This window comes from Caballeronia sp. ATUFL_F2_KS9A (genome assembly GCF_023630765.1).
Lineage (GTDB): Bacteria > Pseudomonadota > Gammaproteobacteria > Burkholderiales > Burkholderiaceae > Caballeronia > Caballeronia zhejiangensis.
In genome coordinates this window covers 97,508-119,602 of the sequence record NZ_JALQEK010000002.1, presented here as the reverse complement: position 1 = coordinate 119,602, position 22,095 = coordinate 97,508, and the positions used below count along the sequence as shown (strand labels likewise).

Below are 22,095 nucleotides of genomic sequence, written 5' to 3'. Positions count from 1 at the left end.
TGCGTGGTTCGATCAGGTTTTCGGCAGCGTCACGCCGTGCTGACCTTGGTACTTCCCGCCGCGATCGGCATACGACGTCTCGCACATTTCATCGCTTTCGAAGAACAGGACTTGGGCGACGCCCTCGTTCGCGTAGATTTTGGCAGGCAAAGGTGTCGTATTCGAGAATTCGAGCGTGACGTAACCTTCCCATTCCGGCTCGAACGGCGTCACGTTCACGATGATCCCGCAGCGTGCATACGTCGACTTGCCGAGGCACACCGTGAGGCACGAACGCGGAATGCGGAAATACTCGACCGTGCGCGCGAGCGCGAAAGAATTCGGCGGAATGATGCAGACATCGCCCTTGAAGTCGACGAACGATTTCTCGTCGAAGGCTTTCGGATCGACGATGGTGGAATTGATGTTCGTGAAGATCTTGAATTCGTCGGCGACGCGAATGTCGTAGCCGTAGCTCGACGTGCCGTAGCTCACGATCTTGCGGCCGTCCTCGGCCACGCGCACCTGATCGCGCACGAACGGCTCGATCATCTTGTGCTCTTCGGCCATGCGGCGAATCCACTTATCGGATTTGATGCTCATAGGGGACGCTACTCAACGGTGAACGGCTCGGTCTCGCGACCGCCGCCTGCGGTGAAACGGGGCATGGCCGGCGGCGGTTCTCGCCGCGCGGGCCAAACGAAAGCGGGTATTTTACGCGAAGCGCGCCGCCGCGCCGGGCGCTTCGCATGCCGCCGCAGCAGCTACCGCCGGATCACGCCGCAAGCGAGCGCGGGTCCGACGTTGTGCGGCGCGCTCGCGTACGGGTCGAGCGCTTCGCGGTGCAGCATGATCGCGCGCGAAATGATCGAGCGCACGCCGTCGAGCGAGACATCTGTCGCGACGATGAAGCCCGTCGCCGCGCCGGTTGCGTCCGCGTGGATGTTGCCGAGCTCGCCTTCGAGACGCGATGACGTTCGTCTGCGATCGGAAGGCAGCGCGAACACCGGACTCGCGTCCGGCCCGTTGACCGCGATGCAGTCGCCGCGCTCGTGGACGGTCAGCGCGTGATCGCTGTTCGGCGGCATGTCGGTGAGGCTGTAGGAAACCTGCACGCCGTCCGCGCGCTCGATCAGCGTGACGGTGCCGCGCGTGGCGTTGCCGGGCGTCGGATTCAAAACGGCGTCCGCGCGCTTTTCGTGATTCTGGAAGATGAGGCCGCAACCGCTCAGCATGACGCTGCAAGCGGCCATCGCGATCGAGGCGTAAAGCGCCCTTCCGTCGAATCTGTGTCTCATGCGATCCTCTCGGCGGCCCGCCGACGCCCCGTGCGTCCGCGCTGCCGCGCATCGAAGGCGACATGATACCGCGAGCCGCATCGCACAAGGCTCGCGCCGATTCGATCGCTTATTCGAAATCAGGTGTTCTGCACGACGATGCTCGGAAACTTCGAGGTCATGTCGCGCTGGCGCTCCGCAATCGAAATGGCGACGCGGCGCGCGATGGCGCGATACGTCTCCGCGATGCGGCTGTCCGGCTGCGACACGACGGTCGGCTGGCCCGCGTCGGTGCGCTCGCGAATGGCGATATCGAGCGGCAGGGAACCGAGCACTTCGACGCCGTATTCCTTCGCCATGCGCTCGCCGCCGCCCGCGCCGAAGATGTGCTCTTCGTGACCGCAGTTCGAGCAGATATGCGTGCTCATGTTCTCGACGATGCCGAGAATCGGAATCCCGACCTTCTCGAACATCTTCAAGCCCTTCTTCGCGTCGAGCAGCGCGATGTCCTGCGGCGTCGTGACGATCACCGCGCCCGTCACCGGCACTTTCTGCGATAGCGTGAGCTGGATGTCGCCGGTGCCCGGCGGCATGTCGACGACGAGGTAATCGAGATCCTTCCAGTTCGTCTGACGCAGCAATTGTTCGAGCGCGGACGTGACCATCGGGCCGCGCCAGACCATCGGATTGTCCTGCTCGATCAGAAAGCCGATGGAGTTCGCCTGAATGCCGTGGCCTTCGAGCGGATTCATCGTCTGGTTGTCAGGCGATTCCGGACGGCCGGTGATGCCGAGCATCATCGGCAGCGAGGGACCGTAGATGTCCGCGTCCAGCATGCCGACCGACGCGCCTTCGGCCGCGAGCGCGAGCGCGAGATTCGTAGCCGTCGTGCTCTTGCCGACGCCGCCCTTGCCGGACGCCACCGCGATGATGTTCTTGACGTTCGGCAGCAGCTTCACGCCGCGCTGCACGGCATGCGCGACGACCTGCGACGAAACATCCACGGTCACGTTCGCGACGCCCGCGATCTGACGCAGCGCGCCTTCCACCATTTCGCGGATCGCACCGAACTGCGATTTCGCCGGATAGCCGAGCACGACACTCACCACGACGTTCGCGCCGTCGACGGATACGTTGCGAATGCTTTTCAGATCAACCAGCTTGCGGTTGGTGTTCGGATCGGTCAGTGTGGCGAGTGCGGCGTCGATCTTCGCGCGGTCAATACTCATCGAGACTCCATGGAACGATTGTTGCTGGCGCCCAGCGGCGCACGGAACACTCTGAGGAAATTGAAAGTAATTGTTAGCGCCGTTGCGTTGTAACGCTTACGCATTGCACTATCCCGCTGCAAATCTTTCCGGGGACGCATCCCACCGGGCAGTCGGGCGCTTTTCTCATTATTGTAGAGGCTCGCCCGGAGGCTCGTCCGAAGACCCTTTCGCACTGTCGGCGCATGCGCCGAACGCTTGTTGAATCAAAGGAGATCGTAGATGAATACTAAGTTGATGACCCGCCTGTCCGTCGTTGCCCTGGTGGGCGCGCTTCTCGCCGGCTGTCAAACGCAGCAGGGCACCAACACCGCAGTCGGCACCGGCGCGGGCGCCGCGACCGGCGCGGCGATCGGCGCGATCTTCGGCGGCGGCAAGGGCGCGGCGATCGGCGCGGCAGCCGGCGCGGCGACGGGCGGTATCGTCGGCTACAACTGGCAGTCGATCAAGAACAAGATCTCGGGCGACTCGAAGGGCACGGGCACGCAAGTGACCGAGCAGCAGGACGGCTCGCTGAAGGTGAACATTCCGAACTCGATTTCCTTCGACACGAACAGCTACGCGATCAAGCCGTCGTTCGATCCGGTGCTGAACTCCGTCACGCAGACGATGCAGCAGCATCCGGAGCTGATCGCGAGCGTGGTCGGCCATACGGATAACACGGGTCAGGCGGCTTACAACCAGACGCTGTCGCAGAATCGCGCGCAGAGCGTCGCGTCGTACATTTCGACGCACGGCGTCGCGGCGCAGCGTCTCGCGGCATCGGGCATGGGCCAGACTCAGCCGATCGCGGACAACTCGACGGAAGCCGGCCGCGCGCAGAATCGTCGCGTGGAGATCTATCTGCGTGCGACCGCGCAGCCCGGACAAGTGCAGTAAGCGTCTGATTATAAAGGAGAATATGCCGCCGCGAGGGCGATGGCACGAGCGGCAATTAGTCGTCTGAAAAAAATTTGAAACTTGGACGCGGTGCTGCTGTCTGTCCTTACGGTAGGCGGATGGCGATGCCATCACCTGCCATTCTCCTCTTGTCGTTGTTGCTCCGGGGCCCGATTGGACCCCGGTTTTTTTTGGGCGCTCGAAACGCACTCCGCCCCATCCACCGCCGACTCCGCCCGCCTCTCCCCGCCCTGCTAAAATCGAACTCCGCGTTTTTTCACAACCTCAAGCACTCCCACCGGGCCGCGCCTTTATGTCAGCACCGATTTCAGCCACTGCCACCGCCGCGCCTGCCGCTCAAGCCTTTGAAGGCGGCCGCCGCCAGATCCTCGTCACGTCCGCGTTGCCGTACGCGAACGGTCAGATTCATATCGGCCATATGGTCGAATACATTCAGACGGACATCTGGGTTCGGACGCTGCGAATGCATGGCCACGAGGTCTACTACGTCGGCGCGGACGACACCCACGGCACGCCAATCATGCTGCGCGCCGAGAAGGAAGGCATCACGCCGAAAGCGTTGATCGAGCGCGTGTGGAAAGAGCACAAGCGCGACTTCGACAGCTTCGGCATCTCGTTCGACAACTACTACTCGACCGATGCCGAGGAAAACCGCGAACTGTGCAACACGATCTACGGCGCGCTGCAGCAGGCGGGCCTGATCGAGGCGCGCGACATCGAACAAGCCTACGATCCGGTCAAGGAAATGTTCCTGCCGGACCGTTTCATCAAGGGCCAATGCCCGAAATGCGGCGCGAAGGACCAATACGGCGACAACTGCGAAGTCTGCGGCTCGACCTATCAGCCGACCGAACTGATCAATCCGTATTCGGTCGTGTCGGGCGCGACGCCGATCCGCAAGACGTCGACGCATTATTTCTTCAAGCTGTCCGATCCGCGCTGTGAGGAATTCCTGCGCGGCTGGGTCAGCGGTCTCGCTCAGCCCGAAGCCACCAACAAGATGCGCGAATGGCTCGGCGACAAGGGCGAAGCCAAACTCGCCGACTGGGACATTTCGCGCGACGCGCCCTACTTCGGCTTCGAAATTCCCGGCGCGCCGGGCAAGTATTTCTACGTCTGGGTCGATGCGCCCGTCGGCTATTACGCGAGCTTCAAGAATCTCGCGGACCGCATCGGCGTGAATTTCGGCGAATGGGTGAAGCCCGGCTCGAAGGCCGAGCAATATCACTTCATCGGCAAGGACATTCTGTACTTCCACACGCTGTTCTGGCCGGCGATGCTCGAATTCTCCGGCCATCGCACGCCGACGAACGTGTTCGCGCACGGCTTCCTGACCGTCGACGGCGCGAAGATGTCGAAGTCGCGCGGCACGTTCATCACCGCGCAGAGCGTCATCGACACGGGGCTGAATCCCGAGTGGCTGCGCTACTACTTCGCGGCGAAGCTGAACAGCACGATGGAAGACATCGACCTGAATCTCGAAGATTTCCAGGCGCGCGTGAACAGCGATCTCGTCGGCAAGTACGTGAACATCGCGAGCCGCGCGGCGGGCTTTCTCATCAAGCGTTTCGACGGCCGCGTGCAGGACAGCGCGATGCATCATCCGCTCGTCGCGCAACTGCGTTCGGCGATTCCGCACATCGCCGGCTTCTACGAGTCGCGCGAATACGGCCGCGCGCTGCGCACGACGATGGAACTGGCCGACGCCGTCAACGCCTACGTCGACACCGCGAAGCCGTGGGAACAGGCGAAGGATCCGGCGAACGCCGTCGCGCTGCATGAAACCTGCAGCGTGAGCCTGGAAGCCTTCCGCCTGCTGTCGCTCGCGTTGAAGCCGGTTTTGCCGAAGCTCATCGAAGCGGTGGAATCGTTCCTCGGCATCGCAACGCTCGTCTGGGCCGATGCCGACAAGCCGCTGTCGTCGGCGAGCGCGATCAACGCATACAAGCATCTGACGACGCGCGTCGATCCGAAGCAGATCGAGGCGTTGCTCGCCGCGAATCGCGAATCGCTCGCGCCGGCCGCGGAAGCCGCAGCCGCAACGGCGACGACAACAGCCGCTCCGGCCAAGACCGCCGCTAAGAAGCCGGACGACGCGGGCGTCATTTCCATCGACGACTTCGCGAAGGTCGATCTGCGTATCGCGAAGATCGTCGACTGCAAGGCCGTCGAAGGCTCCGACAAGCTGCTGCAACTCACGCTCGACGTCGGCGAGGACAAGACGCGCAATGTGTTGTCGGGCATCAAGTCGGCGTATCAGCCGCAGGATCTGATCGGCAAGCTGACCGTGATGGTCGTCAACCTCGCGCCGCGCAAGATGAAGTTCGGTCTGTCGGAAGGGATGGTGCTCGCGGCATCCGCCACGGACGAAAAAGCCGAACCGGGCCTCTACATTCTCGAGCCGCACAGCGGCGCGAAACCGGGCATGCGGGTGAAGTAACACGCATCGCATAACGAAAAGGGCACGCAGATCGCGTGCCCTTTTTGCTTGAAGCAGACGATGCTCAGTCCGATTCCACTTCCGTCGCCGATGCCCCGAATGGCGCGCTCACGCCCGACGCCCCCGAGGCCGCCGATGGCTGCACAGCCGACGCCCGCGATGCCGACGAAGACGAAGACGACGACCACAGCCTCGACCAGCGATTGAAGCGCCGCGTATAAGACAGATCGACGCCCTGATACGTCCCGCCGTACACCGTCACGGCCCAGAACCGCGACAGGTTCAGCGTCGCCTTGACCGCGTTGCTCGCCGATTGCAAGCCTTGCTCGTAGCCGATCACGAGCCGTTCGTTGATCGCCTTCGACAGCAGCACGACTTGCGGATCGGTCAGGCCCACTTCGCTCGATCCGACCGTGAACTCGTCCAGTCCGACCGTCTGCGCGATCTTCGCGCCGCCGCGGCTTCCGAGCAGCGCGAGCGCGCTCGTCATCGCGCTCTGCTGGCCGACGTTGTTGCCCTGATCGGTGCCGTGGCCGAACAGCAGCCACGAGAGCTTTTCGTTGTCTGGCACGCTCGGCTCGGAAATCAGCTTGGCGACCGGCGCCTGCACCGTGCCCGTCACCTGCACACCCGCCTCGACTTCCTGATTGCGCCGCATCGCGAGAATGTTGAGGCCGGGATTCGCCACCGGCCCGTTGAACGTGAAGAAACCGTTCTCGATGTTCAGCTTGCGCCCGAACGCCGTGTACGACGAACCCGGCGTCGTCACGCGCACGTTGCCGACCGCGCGCAGCGGCATGTTCGGCGCGCTCATCGCCGTAATCTTCCCCGCGAGGCCGAGGTCCGCACCCGCGCCCTTGAAGCGGAAGTGCTGACCGAGATCGATCCCGATGTTCGCGCGCGGCGTGAACGGCCCGACCGGCTTCTCGGTCTTCGCGGTGATCGACTGGTTCTCGCCCTTGATCGTGCCATCGGGGCGCTCGATCACGACATCGTCGCCGAGAGACGGCGCGGACGATTCCGGCAGATCGATGAGCGCGTGATCGACGGTGAACTTGCCGTCGATCGCCATGCCGCCCTGCAAGCCCGCGTTCGCGATCGTCGCGCTGCCTGACAGCATCAGCTCGCGATCCGGCGATGCGAACAGCTCCAGCTTGTCCGCGATGATGCTCGCGGTCAGATCGGGCTCCTGCTGATCGAGGCGCACCTTGCCGGTCGCGCGCAGCGTGCCGCTCGCGCCATGAAACTCGACGCGCTGAAAATCGACGAGATTCTCCGACAGCGCAATGCGGATGATGCCGTCCTTCAGTTGCACGCCCTGATCGACGACCGTCGCGGAAATGTTGTCGCCCGTCAGCGAGCCCGACAGATTCGGCTTCGCGACGATGCCCGCGATCACGAGTTTGAGCGCAATCCTGCCGCCGAGCAGATAGTTCGCGCCGAGCAGGCCGCCGGTCGTGCGCAATTCCGGCACGTTCGCGTTGATGGCGCCGGTCAGCGGCGCGTTGTCGTCGATGGTGAGCATGCCGTCGCGATTGACGAGCGGCGTGTGCACGTTGGCATCGATCACGCCGATGCGGCTCGCCTGGGCGTGCAGCGACGCGTTCAGGCGGTTGCCGTCGGTGAAATCCGCGCGCGCGGCGATATCGGAAATGCCGAGCGCCGACAGACCGCGCGTACCGTCGATCGTCACGTCGCCGGCGCGGCGCTTGATCTGCGCGTAGCCCGTCGCGGTCACGCCGAGCGTGAAGTTCCAGTCGCCGTCGAAAACGAGATCGGTGCGGATCGGCGGCTCCGCGCCCGTCAGCGTCTGGCGCACGTCGAGCAGATGCGGCACCGACAGGTTCGTCAGCGTGCCCGCCGATTGCAGGCGGCCGTTCTCCATCGCGAACGATTTCAGATTCAGCACCGCGCCTTCCGCGACGAGCCGCGTCGCGCCGAGCACGAGACGCTTCGGACCGTAGCTCACCGAAAGCGGCGATTCGAGATTCAGCGACGGCGTGCCCTTGTTCGACAGCTTCGTGATCGCGCCGTCCCAGTGCGGGCCGTCGGGCGCGTCGGTGAACTTGCCGTTCGCGCCGAGCGCGAGATTCACGGGCTGGCCGCGCACCTTGCCGGTCGCCGTCACGTCGAGCGTGTGATGCGCGCGCGTGCCGTTCAGATTCGCGTCGAGATTCGCGATGTCGATGTCTTCCGTGCTCGCATCGCGCGCCTTCAGCGTGAAGACGAGCGCGCCGTTCGCGCCGTCGCGGATATCGGCGCGGCCTTCCGCGTGACCGAGCCGATTCGCGCCGAACACGAGGCCATCGGCCTGATAGTTCGCCGCGATGTTCGGATGCGCGATCGAGCCGGTCAGATCGCCGTCCGCCTTCGCCGTGCCCGCGATGCCGAAGCCGAGCCGTTCGAGCGCGGGCGCGTCGACCTTGAAGCGCAGCCGGTCGCCGGGCGCGCCGAAGCTGCCGTTCAGATCGACGTTGTTGCCCGCCACCGACAGCGCCGCCTTGCTCGGCAACAGCCGCATGCCCGCGACCTGTATCGTGCCCTCGCCCGTCAGCGGCAGATTGTCGTACATGCTGTCGGTGAGCTTGAAGGTCGCCTTGGTCGTGAGCGTCGGCGCGAGTTGCCCCGATGCCGCCAGCGTGCCGTTCACGCGCGCTTCCACGACACGCGCCGGCGCGGCCGGCTTGTTCGACGGCTTCGCGCCTTTCTTCGCCGGCGCGGGCTTCGGCGCGATCAACTGCTGTTGCAGCAGCAGCGGATTGAACTCGACGATTTTCGCCTTCAGGTCGTAGCTCGAATTCGCGTCCTTCTTCAGCACGCCGCTCGCTTCGACGCGGCCCTTCCCGACCGTGAGCTTCACGTCGTCGAGCGTGGTCGCTTGCGGATCGAGCTTCACTTTGGCCTGCGCGCGGATCGCGGCTTTCGGATCGTTCAGGTCGGCGGCGATGCGCTGCGTGTCGCCATCCAGCTCGATGCGGATCGGTCCGGCGAAATCCGTCGGGCGCAGCGTCGGCTCGATCGCGTTCAGATCGAGCTTCGCGACCTTGAGGTCGAACTTGCCCTTGCCGCTTTTGAGCGCGCCGCCGCCCGTCACCGACGCGTTCTTCAGGAGCCGCACATCGAGATCGGTGATGCTTTGCTCGGACGCGTCGAGCCGCACGTTCGCGTGCGCGTCGATGAGCGGCAGCAGCTTCTTGTCGATGGAACCGGGCTTCGCGTTCACGATCGACACCGGCCCGGCGACGACGAACGCGTTCGGGTCCGCGCCTTCGACGGGCTTCACTTCGGCGCGCACGGCGAGGTCGGCCTCGGGCGCGCCCGGCGCGAACGCCTGCGGATTGACGTGATCGAACGTGACGAGCGCCGACTTGAGCGGCACGTCCGCGAACGGCAGCGCCTCGACGTGCGCGCGTCCGTTGAGTTTCAGGCCGCTCGCATCGACGTCGGCGATCAGGTCTTCGAGCGAGCCCGAGAGCCGCGCGCTCACGTTCACCGTTTCGTTGTTGACCTTGCCGGCATAGCCCGCATCGCCGGAAAGCGGAAACGGACGCGCGCCGCCATCGAGCTTCGCCGACGCCGTCACCGCGCCGAACGGCGTGTCGAGCCGCTCTACCGCCGCTTCGTGATGCTGGCCGTCGCTTCGGCCGTGGAAAAGCAGGCGCGAGAATTCGGTCGTCGCCGTGCCCTGATGCAGACGCAGTTTCCCGACGGAAAGATCGTTGATCGCAAGCTGAATCGGAATGCGCAGATCCTTGGGCAGTTCCGTTTTCTTGCTCGGCTCGTTCGACGGCGCAATGCGCGCATCGACCGTCCCGATGTGCAGATAATCGATCGTGAAGCGCAGCGGCTCGCGTGTGAGCGCCCAGCGGCCCGACACGCTATCCACCGCGATATCCGTGCCCTTGCCGTCCTTCCAGCGCACGTCGCGCAGTTGCAGGCCGGTCGCGATGGCGCCGCCGTCGAGCTTGCCGGTAAGTTGCCCCTTGAGCAGCTTCGTTGCCGCGTTCCATGCGTAGCGCGTGCCGCGCTCGGTCGTCAGCACGTAAAAGACCGTGCCGATGGCGATCCCGGCGATCAGCACGACGACGAGCACGAGCGCGCCGATCCACCGCGCCAAACGGCGCCAGCCGCTTTTGCGCGGCGGCGGTTTCTGCGCGCCGCCGTCGCCGCCGCCAACGTTTTCGGGCGGCGGCGCTTCGGCGTCCGCCTGCTTGTTCGGGTCCGTCATGCCGATTCAATGTCCTTCATCGTTCTCACGCATCAGAACGCGATGCCGAGCGTCAGATACGGTTTGATGCTCTTGTTCTTCAGCCCATACGCCAGGTCGACGTTGACCGGGCCGACCGGACTGCGCCAGCGCGCGCCGACGCCCACGCCCGGATCGAACACGCGCTCGCTCCAGTTGTCGGTCGCGGTGCCGATGTCGAAGAACACCGCGCCGCCCCAGTCGTGCGTGAACCAGTGCTGATATTCGCTGCTGGCCGTCACCATGTATTTGGTCGGCAGGATCGAGCCGGCCACATTGTTGCCGATGCTGAGATAGCTATAGCCGCGCACCGAATTCGCGCCGCCCGCGCGGAACAGCAGCGAAGCCGGCACGCCGCTCGACGGCCCGCTCGTGAACACGCCGCCAAACTCCGCGCGAAACACGAGCAGATCGTTCTTGCCGAGCGGCACGTATTGCAGCGCGTTGGTGTACAGGCGCGCGAAAGTCTGATCGGCCATCACGCCCTTGACGGCGAAACCCGCCTCCGCGCGGATGATGTTGCCGCGGCGCGGAAACAGCGGATCGTCGACGTCGCGGCGCACCCAGCTCCACGCGGGCACGAGCGCACGCGCCGTCGACGGATTCGGCTCGTTCTGCGTCAGGCGGTCGTCGTAGAAGGTCAGCGAATACGTCGTGTCGATGTTCTGACGCGAGCGCGAACGCTGCACGCCGACGCGCCCGCTATAGATCTTCGTGCTCGAGACGTCGGTGATCGTGTACGAGCCGAACACGGCGTTGACCCAGCCGGACGAATCGGGCGGCATCGCGAGTTGCACGCGGCCGTATTGCTGCGTCTGGTCGAGCCGCCCGGAAATCGTGAACGGGTACGCCGCGCCAAACGTATTGAGATAGCTGTAGGCGCCCTGAATGTGGAAACCCGTGTCCGTCGCGTAACCCACGCCGTAGCGGATGCTGTTGTACGGATACTCGCTCACCTTCACATGCAGCGGTGTGTCGACCGGCTTGTTCACGTCGCTGTCCGCATCGATCGCGACGCTCGCGTAATACGGCGTGTTCTGGATCTGGCGCTGCAACTCGTTCAGGCGCGCGATGTCGTAGACCTCGCCTTCGCGGATCGGATTCACATGGTCGATGATCCACGCGGGATAGCGCTTCGGGCCGCTCACCTCGAGCTTGCCGAGCGTGAAGGTCGGGCCGCTGTCGAACGTCACGGAGAGATCGGCCAGATGCGCGCGCGGATTGATGCGCGCCTGCGAACGCACGATCTTCGCGCCGAGATAGCGTTTCGATTGCAGGGCCCGCAGCGCGGCGTTTTTAGCGTCGTCCCAGCCGCTTTGCGTGAAAGGATCGCCTTCGCTGACCGAAAAAGCGAAACGCGCCGCGTTCTCCTGCGCGCGATCTTCGGTCGTCACCGCGCCCGTGAAATTCAGTTGCACCGAGGCGACCATCGTGCGCGGGCCGGGATCGACGCTCACCTTGACGTTGCGCTTGTCGTCGACCGTCGTGACGTCCGTACGCACGATGGGCGTGAAATAGCCTTCCGTCGCGACGAGATCGCGCACGTCCTTCGGCGTCGCGGTGACGAGGAACTGGAACTGGTCGTCGCTGACGTCGTCGCGCTTGGCGAAACGGGAGAGATCGAGGTTCTCCTTCAGCAGCTTCTTGATGCTGCGCGGCGCGTCGATGTCGACGTCGTACTTGGCGCAAGCGGGCGCAGCGAAGCCGAACGCGACGAGCGCCACAATCAGGGCCGGCCAGCGGCTCATGCCGCGCGGCCTTACGCGCCACGCGCGCAGCGGATCAAACGAACGCCCCGCCAAACGTGACCTCCGGCATCGGGAAAAAGTGGGATTCGAGGTAAAACTTGCAGCCGACGCAATCGGACGCAGGCGCTATTTCACCACATCGGCATGGACGCACGCCGCAAAAGCGGCCATCTCGCGCCGGACGTGCGCCGTTGGACGGCTGCGCGCCGCGTGGGTTCCGCGAAAGCTGCACGCGCGTGCGCCTTCCGAGCGACGAAACTGCCGCGCGCTTGCGGTAAAATTGCGCGCACAGGCAAAATCACAGGCTCACGCCTCGACCTCAACGGAAGCCGGATCATGTATCAGTCGGATATCACCCAGTTCATCAATCAGTTGAAAGAGCAGAAGCCCTCGCTGGAAGAAGAACAGCGCCGCGGCCGCGCGCTACTGTGGGACAAGCAGCCGATCGACCTCGACGAGCGCACCACGCAGCAGCAATCGCGCGTGAACCAGACGCCCTACGTCTATTACCAGAACTTCTGAACGTGAGCGCAGCAGGCCGCGAGCCGCAATCGTCCGCGCATTCGCCGTCTGAGGCAAAGCGCGACGAAGCCCGGGAAGACCGTGCCGTGGCGCTCGCCACGCCCGCAACCGATTCGACGCCCGACACCATCGACGGCGTCGCGATCGCGCACCTGTACGGCGAGCCGCTCTGGAAGCTGCCGACCGACCTGTACATCCCGCCCGACGCGCTCGAGATCTTTCTCGAAGCCTTCGAAGGCCCGCTCGACCTGCTGCTCTATCTCATCCGCAAGCAGAACTTCAACGTGCTCGACATCCCGATGGCGGATGTCACCGCGCAATATCTCGGCTACGTCGATCAGATTCGCGAATCGAATCTCGAGCTGGCGTCGGAATATCTGCTGATGGCTGCGATGCTGATCGAGATCAAGTCGCGCATGCTGCTGCCGGTCAAGAAGGCCGACACCGGCGAAGAAGCCGAAGATCCGCGCGCCGAACTCGTGCGGCGTCTGCTCGAATACGAGCAGATGAAACTCGCCGCGCAGAAGCTCGACCAGTTGCCGCAACTCGGCCGCGACTTCCTGCGCGCGGACATTTACATCGAGCAGTCCGCCGAGCAGCGCTTCCCCGACGTCGACATGAACGACCTGCGCGCCGCGTGGGCCGACGTCATCAAGCGCGCGAAGCTCGTGCAGCATCACAAGATCACGCGCGAAGAGCTTTCGGTGCGCGAGCACATGAGCGTGATCCTGCGGCGTCTGCAGAACGCGCGCTTCATGGAGTTCACGGAACTCTTCGACACCACGCGCGGCGTGCCGGTAGTCGTCGTGAACTTCATCGCGATGCTGGAGCTGTCGCGCGAATCGCTGATCGAAATCACGCAGGCCGAACCCTACGCGCCGATCTACGTGCGGCTCGCGTATTCTCCTGCCTAGTCTTTCTTATCTTTTTCCGCGTGGCGGCGCACCGGCCGCTCGACAGGAGACACCCGCTCGATGAAAGTCATCAGCTCCATCCACGAACTGCGCGACCAGTTGCGCGGCCAGAACCGAACCGCCTTCGTCCCGACGATGGGCAACCTCCACGAAGGCCATCTCTCCCTGATGCGTCTCGCGCGCCAGCACGGCGATCCCGTGGTCGCGAGCATTTTCGTGAATCGTCTGCAGTTCGGCCCGAACGAAGATTTCGACAAATATCCGCGCACGCTGCAGGACGACATCGAAAAGCTGCAGAAGGAGAACGTCTACGTGCTGTTCGCGCCGACCGAGACGGACATGTATCCGGAGCCGCAGGAGTATCGCGTGCATCCGCCGCACAATCTCGGCGACATTCTCGAAGGCGAATTCCGCCCCGGCTTTTTCACGGGCGTGTGCACCGTCGTCATGAAACTGATGTCGTGCGTGCAGCCGCGCGTCGCGGTGTTCGGCAAGAAGGATTATCAACAGTTGATGATCGTGCGCGCCATGTGCCATCAGTTCGCGCTGCCGACGGAAATCGTCGCGGCGGAAACCGTGCGCGATGAAGACGGCCTCGCGCTGTCGTCGCGCAACCGCTTCCTGTCCGCCGACGAGCGCGCCGAAGCGCCGCAGCTCGCCGCCGCGTTGCAGCGCGTGCGCGAAGCCGTGCTGTCGGGCAATCGCGATATCGCCGCACTCGAACGCGACGCGATGAACGCGCTCGCCGACCGCGGCTGGAAGCCGGACTACATCAGCGTGCGCAAGCGCTCGAACCTGATCGCGCCGGGCGCCGACGAAACCGACGCGCCGCTCGTCGTGGTCGCGGCGGCCAAGCTCGGCGCGACGCGTCTCATCGACAATCTGGAAATCTGAAGGAAGGAAGCACCATGCAGCGCACCTTGTTGAAATCGAAGATTCACCGCGCGACGGTCACGCATTGCGAATTGCATTACGAAGGCTCGTGCGCGATCGACGAAGACCTGCTCGACGCCGCGAACCTGATGGAAAACGAGCAGATCGACATCTGGAACGTGAACAACGGCGAGCGCCTGACCACGTACGCGATCAAGGGCGAGCGCGGCAGCGGCATGATTTCGCTGAACGGCTCGGCGGCGCGCCGCGCGCAACTCGGCGATCTCGTCATCATCGCGGCGTTCGCGCAAGTCGACGAGGAAGAGATCAAGGCGGGCTGGAAGCCGAACCTCGTGTTCGTCGACGAGGACAATCGCATCAAGGGCAGCCGCGATCACGTCCCGACGCAGAACTGGACCTGATTTCCGGGCGGTTTTCGTCCGACGAAGCCGGCGTTCCTCAACGGACGCCGGCTTTTTTCATTTCTTCGACACCCAGTCGATGATCGGCTCCCACTGCTCCAGATCCTTTTCGACGCGGCTTTTGGCCACGTCCCAGATCGTGAGGCCGTGCGCGGCGAGCTGCACGTAGTTCTGCGTATCGCGCAAGAAGCCGAGCACCGGCAAATCGAGTCCTTCGACGAAACGATGCAACTGTTCGGCCGAGCGCGTGCGTGCATCGACGCGCATGCCGACCACGCCGACCTGAATCGCGCCCTTCCTCACCGCCTTCTCCTTCGATAGCCGCGTGAGAAAGTCCTGCGTCGCGAGGATGTCGAACATCGACGGCTGGAGCGGCACGATCACTTTATCGGCGAGATCCAGCGCGAGCGACAGGCGGTTGCCGTGCACGCCGGCGGGCGTATCGACGACGGCTTTCTCCAGACCTTTGGGCGGCTTCGCGGGAGAATCGACGTCGACGGCCCATTCCTCGATCTTCGGCAGCATATCGACGCGCAGCGAAAGCCACGCGTGCGACGAGCGCTGCTTGTCGAGATCCGCGAGCGCGACCCATTCGCCTTGCGCCGCGAAATAGCCGGCCAGATTGGTTGCGAGCGTGCTTTTGCCGACGCCGCCTTTAGGATTTGCCACCACGATCACGGTCATGAAGTGTCCTGGATTTTGTTGGGCGCGCTCGCGCAGTGTTTCCGCGCCGCGCACGATTTCGTCTTGACTAGAACAGGTGCATGATTTCGAGCGTTGATATTATCGGCAAAACTCGCGCGGCCGGCATCTCTCCCGAACGGCCGTACGCCTTCCTCCATTTCAACCGACCGAACGCTCATGACGCCCCTTCGCCCCGATGTCACGCTCGATTTTCTTCGCAATCGCCAGAAAGGCCGCCTGCCCGAGCTGCTCGGCGTGCAACTGATCTCGCTCGATCAGGGCCAGTTGAGCGGCGAACTCACGATCCGCCCGGAATTGCTCGCGCCGAATGGCTTTCTGCATGCGGCGACGGTCGTCGGCCTCGCGGATACGTGTTGCGGCTACGCGTGCATCGCGCATCTGCCGGAGAAGGCGCAGAACTTCACGACGCTCGAACTGAAGAGCAACCACGTTTCGACGGCGCGCGAAGGCAGGATCGTCGCGAAGGCGACGGCCGTGCACCTCGGGCGCAGCACGCAGGTGTGGGACGCGACGGTCACGAACGGCGACGGCAAGCTGATCGCCATGTTCCGTTGCACGCAGATGATTCTTTATTGACCGAAGGCAGCTTGTAGCGCGTCCAGATCGAGCGACTGCGCGAACGAATCGGCGAGGCGATCCAGCGACGCCTCGCGCAGCGCCGGATAATCGAGCAGCTCGGCGTCTTTTACGCCCGCCCATGCGAGCAGCGCGGCGCAGGCTTCGGGCGTATCGAAAACGCCGTGCAGATACGTCGCGGCGATCTGGCCGTCATCCGATACCGCGCCGTCGACACGCCCGCCGTCCAGCGCGACCAGCGGACGCGCGAGCGCCGGTCCGCGCGTGCGGCCCATGTGGATTTCATAGCCGCGCACGGGCGCTTTGGCATCGCCGATGGTCAACCGTCCGGTGACATTCTCCAGTTGCTTCTGCGGCGTTAGCACGGTCGAGAGATCGAGCAGCCCGAGCCCGCCCACGCACCCCGCCGCGCCTTCGACGCCATCGGGATCGTCGATCTCGCGTCCGAGCATCTGCATGCCGCCGCATATGCCGAGCACCTTGCCGCCGTATCGCAGATGCCGTTCGATCGCGCGATCCCAGCCGTTTTCGCGCAGCCATGCGAGATCGCGCTGCACGCTCTTCGAACCGGGCAGCACGATCAGATCGGCGGGCGGCGGCGCAACGCCCGCGCGCACATAGCTGAAGTCGATCTGACGATGCGCCCGCAGCGCATCGAAATCCGTGTGATTGCTGATGCGCGGCAGCGCCGGCACGATCACCTTCAGCGCGGGTGCATCGCCCCGCGTGTGCGGCTGGCTCGGCAGCATGTCCTCGGCGTCGAGCGTCAGGCCGTGCAGATACGGCAGCACGCCGAACACCGGCTTGCCCGTCTGCGCTTCCAGCCAGTCGAGCCCTGGCTTCAACAAGCCGATATCCCCGCGAAACCGGTTGATGACGAAGCCGCGAACGCGCGCCCTTTCGCTCTCCGACAAACACGCGAGCGTGCCGACGAGATGCGCGAACACGCCGCCGCGATCGATATCGGCGACGAGCACGACCGGGCAATCGACGCGCTCCGCGAAGCCCATGTTGGCGATATCGCCGTCGCGCAGATTGATTTCGGCGGGACTGCCCGCGCCTTCGACGATCACCGCGTCGAAGTCCTTCTGCAAGCGCTCGTACGACGCGAGCACGGCGTCGAACGCGATGCGCTTGTACGCGTGATACGCGCGTGCGTCGAGGTTCGCGTGCGCGTGACCGTGGATGATGACCTGCGCGCCGCGATCGCTCGTCGGCTTGAGCAGGACCGGATTGAAGTCGATGCGCGCATCGACGCCCGCCGCGATCGCCTGAAGCGCCTGCGCGCGGCCGATCTCGCCGCCATCGACGGTCACTGCGCTATTGAGCGCCATGTTCTGCGGCTTGAACGGCGCGACGCGCACCCCGCCGCGCCGGGCGAAGCGGCACAATCCGGCGACGAGCGTGCTTTTGCCGGCATCGGACGTCGTGCCCTGGATCATCAGCGTGCCGCGTGGCGTGAATGGCATCGGAGGATTCCCATGAAGAGCGACGCGCTATCTTAGCCCGTCAGTACAATATCGCGATGACCCCCGACCTCACTTTCATCCTCGGCGGCGCACGCTCCGGCAAGAGCGCGCACGCCGAACGGCTCGCCGCCGAAAGCGGCCTGCCCGTGACGTATATCGCGACTGCGCGCGTCGGCGACGCGGAGTTCGCCGAACGCGTGAAGCTGCATCGCGGGCGCCGGCCCGCACACTGGACGCTCGTCGAAGCGCCGCTCGATCTCGCGGGCGCGCTGCGCGAAGCGGATCGCGCGGGACATTGCGTGCTGATCGACTGCCTGACGCTGTGGCTCGCGAATCTGCTTTTCTCGAAAGAAGCGATGAGCGACGAAATCGCCGTTCTGCCCGACAGCGCCCGCGATGCCTTCGCGCAATTCGACGCGGCGCTCGGGCAGACGAAAGGCAAAGTGATCGTCGTGAGCAACGAAATCGGGCTGGGCGTCGTGCCGCTCGGCTCCGTCACGCGTCTTTATGTCGATGAACTCGGCCGGCTGAATCAGCGCGTCGCGGCCGCGAGCACACGCGCGACGCTGATGGTCGCGGGCCTTCCGCTCGCGCTCAAGGGTTAGCGCGATGCTCCTTCTCTCCGCCTACGCAATGGCGCTTCTCGCCGTGCTCGGCGTGATCGTCGATCGCATCTTCGGCGAGCCGCGCGCGCGGCATCCGCTCGTCGGCTTCGGCAATCTCGCGACGAAGCTCGAAGCGCGCGTGAACACCGGCTTTCGCGCGCGGCCGGCGGGCATCCTCGCGTGGTTCGCGCTGGTCGCGCCGCCGGTCGGCATCGCGTGGTTTCTGGTCGGCGCGCTGCCGTTCGCGTATGCGTGTCTCGTGCATGTTCTGCTGCTCTGGTTCGCCCTCGGCGCGAAAAGCCTGCGCCAGCACATCGCGCCGATCGCTCGCGCGTTGAGTTTCGGCGATATCGATCACGCGCGCGTGCTGACGTCGCGCATCGTGTCGCGCGATACATCCCAAGCCGATGAAAACGCGCTCTCGCGCGCGGCGGTCGAATCGGCGCTGGAAAACGGCAACGATGCGATCTTCGGCGCGCTCTTCTGGTTCGCGGTCGCGGGCGGCCCCGGCGCGCTGATGTTCCGCCTCGCCAACACGCTCGACGCGATGTGGGGTTATCGCACGCCGCGCTTTCTGCGTTTCGGCTGGGCGGCCGCGCGCTTCGACGATGTGCTCAACTTCATCCCCGCGCGCCTCACGGCCGCGACCTACGCGCTCGCCGGCGACACGCACATGGCGTGGCACTGCTGGCGCACGCAGGCGCGCTCGTGGGATAGCCCGAACGCGGGGCCGGTGATGGCCTCGGGCGCCGGCAGTCTCAACGTGCTGATCGGCGGCGCGGCGGTGTATCACGGCGTGCTCGAAACGCGTCCGACGCTCGGCGCGGGCCATCCGGCGACGGCGAAGCATGTCGTCGCGGCGTTGCGGCTCGTCGAGCGCGCGACATTGATGTGGCTCGCGGTGCTATTGATGATCGCGGTTCTGAGCGTAACGACGAGTGGCTGACTGACATGACGCAATCCATCCGGCACGGCGGCAATCTGCGCGAGGCCGCGCGCCGCTACGCGATATCTCTCGATGACTGGCTCGATCTGTCGACCGGCATCAATCCGCACGGCTATCCGGTGCCGCCCGTCGCGCCCGATGCGTGGCGGCGCCTGCCCGAAGACGACGACGGCCTCGCCGAAGACGCCGCGCGCTACTACGGCGCGCCGCTCGCGTTGCCGGTGGCGGGATCGCAGGCGGCGATACGCGCGTTGCCCGCGCTTTTGCGCCGCGGCACGGCGGCCGTCGCGCCGCTCACGTACGGCGAATACGCGCCCGCGTTCGCACGCGCGGGCCACGCGATCGCCACGCTCGACATCACGAAGCACGATTTGCCCGATACGTTCGATCACGTCATCGTCGCCCATCCGAACAATCCGACGGCCGAGCGCGTCGCGCGCGACACGCTGCTTTCCTGGCACGAACAGCTCGCCTCGCGCGGCGGCACGCTGATCGTCGATGAAGCGTTCGCCGATACCGATCCCGCATCGTCGCTGGCGAGCGAGACGGCGCACGACGGGCTCGTCGTGCTGCGCTCGGTCGGCAAGTTTTTCGGGCTCGCGGGCATTCGCGCGGGTTTCGTGCTGGCCGCGCCCGCGCTCGCCGACGCGTTGCGCGACGCGCTCGGCGCATGGACCGTGAGCGGCCCGGCGCGACATGCGGTCGCCGCCGCTTTCGCCGATATCGCGTGGCAGCGCGAAATGCGCGAGCGTCTGCATCGCGATGGCGCGCGCCTTGCCGCATCGATCGCGATCTACGGTTTCGACGTGCGCGCGACGCCGCTTTTCGCGTGGACAGCGACGCCGAAAGCGCCCGAACTGCAACACGCGCTCGCGTTGCGCGGCATCTGGACGCGTCTTTTCGATCTGCCCGGCATGACGCCGAGCCTGCGCATCGGATTGCCAGGCGCGGAAGGCGACTGGGCGCGCCTGTCGCTCGCGCTGCGGGAGATTTGCGCGTGAGGTTGCGCCGTGCGATTGCCCTGCTGATCGGCTTCGCGGTGACGCAAGCGCATGCGATCACCGTCGTCGATGACAGCGGCGCGTCCGTCACGCTCGCGAAGCCCGCCGAACGTGTCGTCAGTCTCGCGCCGCATGTGACCGAGTTGCTGTTCGCGGCGGGCGGCGGCGCGCGCGTCGTCGGCGCTGTCACGTATAGCGATTATCCGAAAGAGGCGCAGGCGATTGCCCGCGTCGGCGACAACAAGGCGCTCGATCTCGAACGCATCGTCGCGTTGCATCCGGATCTGATCGTCGTGTGGCGGCATGGAAATGCGGCGCGTCAGACGGATCGACTGCAGGCGCTCGGCGTGCCGATCTATTTCAGCGAGCCGAAGCATCTCGACGATATCGCGGCGAGCATCGGCAAGCTCGGCGCGCTGCTCGGCACGCAGAATGAGGCACGCGCCGCGTCCGATGCCTTCACGCGCGAGATTGCGCGATTGCGTGCGCGTTACGCGGAACGGCCGCGCGTGAGCGTGTTCTATCAGGTGTGGGACGATCCGTTGATGACGCTCAATCGCGACAACGTTTTCGACGAAGTGATCGGCTTGTGCGGCGGCGCGAACGTGTTCGCAGCCGAGAAACCGCGCGTGCCGACGATATCGACCGAAGCCGTGCTCGCGGCGAATCCGGAAGCGATCGTCACGGCGACACCCGGCGCGACGAAGCCGGATCGCCCGTTGCCCGCGCTCGAAAGATGGCGGCGCTGGACATCGATGACGGCGGTGGCGCGCGGCAATCTTTTCGGCATCGACGGCGATCTGATCAATCGGCCGACGCCGCGGCTTGCGCTGGGCGCGGATGAGCTGTGCCGCGATTTGGAAATCGCGCGCGAGCGGAGGACGAAGTAGTCAGGCGTTCCACCGCACAGGCAGCCACTGCCCGCGCACGCGCCTGAACCAAGCGATCCCGCCGAAATCGAGCGGCCATTGCAACGCCGATTCACGCGCGACGCCGAGCAGATGCGCAGCAAGCACGCGCACGACGCCCGCATGCGCGACGACATGCACGGCCCGTTCATCGACACACGTCGCATCGAACCACGCGATCACGCGATGCGCGAACTGCGCGAGACTCTCGCCGCCGTGCGGACGAGCATGGGCGATATCGTCGGCCCATGCATCGATCAGCGCGCGATCGATCGCGTCCCACGCGCGCCCTTCCCACGCGCCGAAGTGCATCTCGGCCAGACGTGCGTCGGGATGAACGTCGCCGCCCAGCGCACGCGCGATCGAAGCGCAACGCACGAGCGGACTCGCGTGCCATCCATCGACGCATGGGGGCACGTTCAGCGCCTTCATGCGCGCCGTCAACGCGCTCGCCGATTCGCGCGCATCGCGCTGCAAAGGCACATCGGTTTGCCCGTAGCAAACGCCCGCATCGACGGCGACTTCCGGATGCCGGATCAGGACGAGATCCATGCGAGCCCTATGAGATAGATCGCGATCTCGAACACTTGCTGCGCGAAACCGAGGCAATCGCCCGTGTAACCGCCGATGCGCCGGACGAAGTACCGTCCGATGAACAAGCGCAGAACGATCAGCGCGACGATCGTCACGCACGCGAGCTTCCAGTCGGTCACGAAGAGCCACGGCAGGCCGAACGCGAGCGCCAGCGCGAACGACGACACGCTCATGCGCTGCGCGACCGGCTTCGCCTTGCCTTCGGCGCGCACGTAATCGAGCGTGACGAGATAGCTGATTGCGAACGCGCGGCTCGCGGCGTGCGCGGCGATCATCGTCCACGCGACGCGTTGCGGCGGCAATGCGGCGAGCGTCTGCCATTTCAGCGCGAGCGCGATCATCAACGCAATCGCGCCGAACGCGCCGATGCGCGAGTCGTGCATGATGCGTAACGCGTCCTCGCGCGTGTATGCGCCGCCGAAGGCATCGACGCAATCGGCGAGTCCGTCTTCGTGAAACGCGCCGGTCAAGACGAGCGTCGTGGCCATCGAAAGCAGCACCGCGATGCCCGCCGGAAACACGCGCAACGCCGCGAGATACACCAGCGCCGCGACGCCGCCGACCATCGCGCCGACGAGCGGAAAATAGCGCGCCGCCGCGTTCAGATAGTCGCGCTCGAAGCCGACCCAGCGCGGCACCGGCACGCGCGTGAAATAGCCGAGCGCGGTGAAGAAATAGCGCAGTTCGTCGAGCGGGCGCATC

At 65.1% G+C, this 22,095-nt stretch carries 20 protein-coding genes; 11 read left to right on the top strand and 9 right to left on the bottom strand.

Features of this window, described 5'->3' with window-relative positions:
* Nucleotides 1-12: 12 nt before the first annotated feature.
* The 3 genes from dcd to apbC all read right to left on the bottom strand — a co-directional run bounded on the left by dcd (nt 13) and on the right by apbC (nt 2,485).
* Entirely contained in the window at nt 13-582 is a 570-nt protein-coding gene (gene dcd / locus NCS67_RS02800; RefSeq protein ID WP_008351052.1) for a dCTP deaminase, read from the bottom strand.
* 161 nt (nt 583-743) lie between these two features.
* Nucleotides 744-1,277, bottom strand: coding sequence for a superoxide dismutase family protein (locus NCS67_RS02795; protein WP_008351054.1), 534 nt, complete (start codon nt 1,275-1,277; stop codon nt 744-746).
* 119 nt (nt 1,278-1,396) lie between these two features.
* The gene (gene apbC, locus NCS67_RS02790; RefSeq protein WP_034472904.1) at nt 1,397-2,485 is read right to left on the bottom strand and encodes an iron-sulfur cluster carrier protein ApbC; all 1,089 of its coding nucleotides are present in this window, start codon (nt 2,483-2,485) and stop codon (nt 1,397-1,399) included.
* Between the two features lie 261 nt (nt 2,486-2,746).
* Between apbC and NCS67_RS02785 the strand changes: the two genes are divergently transcribed.
* Complete coding sequence (locus NCS67_RS02785; RefSeq protein ID WP_008351059.1) at nt 2,747-3,403, top strand: YiaD family glycine zipper/OmpA-like lipoprotein; 657 nt, start codon at nt 2,747-2,749, stop codon at nt 3,401-3,403.
* Nucleotides 3,404-3,716: 313 nt separating this feature from the next.
* Nucleotides 3,717-5,864 (top strand): methionine--tRNA ligase, encoded by a 2,148-nt coding sequence (gene metG / locus NCS67_RS02780; protein ID WP_250434056.1) that lies wholly within the window; start codon nt 3,717-3,719, stop codon nt 5,862-5,864.
* A 64-nt stretch (nt 5,865-5,928) separates the two neighbouring features.
* Here the strand turns inward: metG and NCS67_RS02775 are convergent, their stop codons facing one another.
* Complete coding sequence (locus NCS67_RS02775; protein ID WP_250434053.1) at nt 5,929-10,092, bottom strand: translocation/assembly module TamB domain-containing protein; 4,164 nt, start codon at nt 10,090-10,092, stop codon at nt 5,929-5,931.
* A 32-nt stretch (nt 10,093-10,124) separates the two neighbouring features.
* Nucleotides 10,125-11,858, bottom strand: coding sequence for an autotransporter assembly complex protein TamA (locus NCS67_RS02770; protein ID WP_239295371.1), 1,734 nt, complete (start codon nt 11,856-11,858; stop codon nt 10,125-10,127).
* 333 nt (nt 11,859-12,191) lie between these two features.
* Here NCS67_RS02770 and NCS67_RS02765 point away from each other — a divergent pair, with 333 nt between their 5' ends.
* From NCS67_RS02765 to panD, 4 genes are all read left to right on the top strand, one after another.
* A complete protein-coding gene (locus NCS67_RS02765; protein WP_174447747.1) occupies nt 12,192-12,380 on the top strand; it encodes a DUF3460 family protein in 189 nt (62 codons plus the stop codon).
* An 86-nt stretch (nt 12,381-12,466) separates the two neighbouring features.
* On the top strand, nt 12,467-13,294 hold the full coding sequence (locus NCS67_RS02760; RefSeq protein ID WP_034472990.1) for a segregation and condensation protein A: 828 nt from the start codon (nt 12,467-12,469) through the stop codon (nt 13,292-13,294).
* Nucleotides 13,295-13,354: 60 nt separating this feature from the next.
* Nucleotides 13,355-14,188 (top strand): pantoate--beta-alanine ligase, encoded by an 834-nt coding sequence (gene panC, locus NCS67_RS02755; protein WP_008351071.1) that lies wholly within the window; start codon nt 13,355-13,357, stop codon nt 14,186-14,188.
* A gap of 14 nt (nt 14,189-14,202) precedes the next feature.
* Nucleotides 14,203-14,589, top strand: a complete 387-nt coding sequence (gene panD, locus NCS67_RS02750) for an aspartate 1-decarboxylase (protein WP_008351073.1) — start codon at nt 14,203-14,205, stop codon at nt 14,587-14,589.
* Between the two features lie 57 nt (nt 14,590-14,646).
* Here panD and NCS67_RS02745 read toward each other — a convergent pair whose 3' ends face one another.
* Complete coding sequence (locus NCS67_RS02745) at nt 14,647-15,273, bottom strand: ParA family protein (protein ID WP_008351074.1); 627 nt, start codon at nt 15,271-15,273, stop codon at nt 14,647-14,649.
* Nucleotides 15,274-15,450: 177 nt separating this feature from the next.
* On the opposite strand from NCS67_RS02745, the gene NCS67_RS02740 reads away from it, so the two are divergent.
* The gene (locus NCS67_RS02740; RefSeq protein WP_034472911.1) at nt 15,451-15,870 is read left to right on the top strand and encodes a PaaI family thioesterase; all 420 of its coding nucleotides are present in this window, start codon (nt 15,451-15,453) and stop codon (nt 15,868-15,870) included.
* Here the strand turns inward: NCS67_RS02740 and NCS67_RS02735 are convergent.
* A complete protein-coding gene (locus NCS67_RS02735) occupies nt 15,864-17,339 on the bottom strand; it encodes a cobyric acid synthase (protein ID WP_250434051.1) in 1,476 nt (491 codons plus the stop codon). The two genes, NCS67_RS02740 and NCS67_RS02735, sit on opposite strands and share 7 nt — an antisense overlap.
* A gap of 56 nt (nt 17,340-17,395) precedes the next feature.
* Here NCS67_RS02735 and cobU point away from each other — a divergent pair, with 56 nt between their 5' ends.
* Genes cobU through NCS67_RS02715 form a run of 4 tightly spaced genes read left to right on the top strand, consistent with a single transcriptional unit; the run spans nt 17,396 to nt 20,781 of the window.
* Entirely contained in the window at nt 17,396-17,944 is a 549-nt protein-coding gene (cobU, locus tag NCS67_RS02730; RefSeq protein ID WP_008351080.1) for a bifunctional adenosylcobinamide kinase/adenosylcobinamide-phosphate guanylyltransferase, read from the top strand.
* Nucleotides 17,945-17,948: 4 nt separating this feature from the next.
* Complete coding sequence (gene cbiB, locus NCS67_RS02725; protein ID WP_250434049.1) at nt 17,949-18,890, top strand: adenosylcobinamide-phosphate synthase CbiB; 942 nt, start codon at nt 17,949-17,951, stop codon at nt 18,888-18,890.
* Between the two features lie 5 nt (nt 18,891-18,895).
* Nucleotides 18,896-19,891, top strand: a complete 996-nt coding sequence (cobD, locus tag NCS67_RS02720) for a threonine-phosphate decarboxylase CobD (RefSeq protein ID WP_034472921.1) — start codon at nt 18,896-18,898, stop codon at nt 19,889-19,891.
* Complete coding sequence (locus tag NCS67_RS02715; protein WP_250434047.1) at nt 19,888-20,781, top strand: cobalamin-binding protein; 894 nt, start codon at nt 19,888-19,890, stop codon at nt 20,779-20,781. Before cobD ends, NCS67_RS02715 begins: the two co-directional genes overlap by 4 nt.
* On the opposite strand, the gene NCS67_RS02710 is transcribed toward NCS67_RS02715, so the two are convergent.
* Nucleotides 20,782-21,351, bottom strand: coding sequence for a histidine phosphatase family protein (locus tag NCS67_RS02710; protein WP_250434045.1), 570 nt, complete (start codon nt 21,349-21,351; stop codon nt 20,782-20,784).
* On the bottom strand, nt 21,336-22,094 hold the full coding sequence (locus tag NCS67_RS02705) for an adenosylcobinamide-GDP ribazoletransferase (RefSeq protein WP_250434033.1): 759 nt from the start codon (nt 22,092-22,094) through the stop codon (nt 21,336-21,338). The genes NCS67_RS02710 and NCS67_RS02705 overlap by 16 nt, the downstream gene beginning before the upstream one ends.
* Nucleotide 22,095: the final 1 nt, after the last annotated feature.